Origin of the sequence: Bacteroides sp. CAG:189, from assembly GCF_000432295.1 — a bacterium.
Lineage (GTDB): Bacteria > Bacteroidota > Bacteroidia > Bacteroidales > Bacteroidaceae > Bacteroides > Bacteroides salyersiae.
This window is the reverse complement of record NZ_HF990973.1, coordinates 1-1,434: the sequence shown is the minus strand read 5'-3', so window position 1 is coordinate 1,434 and position 1,434 is coordinate 1. Positions and strand designations below refer to the sequence as shown.

General features: G+C 37.9%; 4 protein-coding genes. All 4 read left to right on the top strand.

The features are described from left to right. On the top strand, positions 1-423 hold a 423-nt coding region (gene rplE / locus QVP90_RS00615), incomplete at its 5' end, for a 50S ribosomal protein L5 (protein WP_288203601.1). 4 nt (positions 424-427) lie between these two features. Further along, the gene (gene rpsN / locus QVP90_RS00610) at positions 428-727 is read left to right on the top strand and encodes a 30S ribosomal protein S14 (RefSeq protein ID WP_007212079.1); all 300 of its coding nucleotides are present in this window, start codon (positions 428-430) and stop codon (positions 725-727) included. Positions 728-780: 53 nt separating this feature from the next. Then, complete coding sequence (gene rpsH / locus QVP90_RS00605) at positions 781-1,176, top strand: 30S ribosomal protein S8 (RefSeq protein ID WP_004291226.1); 396 nt, start codon at positions 781-783, stop codon at positions 1,174-1,176. A 15-nt stretch (positions 1,177-1,191) separates the two neighbouring features. Next, on the top strand, positions 1,192-1,434 hold a 243-nt coding region (locus QVP90_RS00600), incomplete at its 3' end, for a 50S ribosomal protein L6 (protein WP_288203600.1).

Below are 1,434 nucleotides of genomic sequence, written 5' to 3'. Positions count from 1 at the left end.
GCTGTTGCTGATAAGAAGATTATCGAAGTGGCAATTAATGAAATGACTGCTATCACAGGTCAGAAAGCTGTTGCAACCATTTCTCGTAAAGATATCGCTAACTTTAAGTTGCGTAAGAAAATGCCGATTGGTGTTATGGTAACTTTGCGTCGTGAGAGAATGTACGAATTTCTTGAGAAATTGGTTCGTGTAGCTCTTCCCCGTATCCGTGACTTCAAGGGTATTGAAAGTAAGTTTGATGGAAAGGGTAACTATACTCTTGGTATTCAGGAACAAATCATTTTCCCTGAAATTAATATCGATAGTATTACCAGAATTCTCGGAATGAATATTACCTTTGTAACCTCTGCACAAACAGATGAAGAAGGTTATGCCTTGTTGAAAGAATTCGGTTTACCGTTTAAAAACGCTAAAAAAGATTGATAATATGGCAAAGGAATCAATGAAGGCACGTGAAGTAAGACGTGCTAAATTAGTAGCCAAATATGCCGAGAAGAGAGCTGCATTGAAGCAAATTGTTAGAACAGGTGATCCTGCTGAAGCTTTTGAAGCTGCACAGAAATTGCAGGAACTGCCTAAAAATTCTAATCCGATTCGTATGCACAACCGTTGTAAGTTGACTGGTCGTCCTAAAGGATATATCCGTCAATTCGGTATCTCTAGAATTCAATTCCGTGAGATGGCTTCTAACGGTCTTATTCCCGGTATTAAGAAAGCAAGCTGGTAATTTTTGTTTTAAATATTGTCAGGGTAGGCCTGATTAATTTAATTTTTTATTATATGACTGATCCAATAGCAGATTATTTGACGAGGTTGCGGAACGCTATTCAAGCAAAGCACAGAGTTGTAGAAGTTCCCGCTTCAAATTTGAAAAAAGAAATCACTAAGATTCTTTTTGAGAAAGGCTACATTCTTAATTATAAGTTTGTAGAAGATGGTCCTCAAGGTACAATTAAGGTTGCCTTGAAGTATGATCCGGTTAACAAAGTAAACGCGATTAAGAAATTGGAAAGAATCTCTTCTCCAGGTTTGCGTCAGTATACCGGTTACAAGGACATGCCGCGAGTTATTAATGGTTTGGGTATTGCTATAATATCTACTTCCAAAGGTGTAATGACCAACAAAGAAGCCGCTGAACTGAAAATTGGTGGTGAAGTTTTGTGTTATGTATATTAATAGGAGGAATTAGCAATGTCAAGAATAGGAAAATTACCCATTAGTATTCCCGCTGGAGTAACAGTTACTCTGAAAGAAAATGTGGTTACCGTGAAGGGACCCAAAGGCGAACTTAGCCAATATGTAGATCCTGCTATCAATGTTGCCATCGAAGATGGTCATGTGACTTTGAGTGAGAATGAAAATGCAATGTTGGATAATTCCAAACAAAAGCATGCATTCCATGGTTTGTACCGCTCTTTAGTTCACAACATGGTT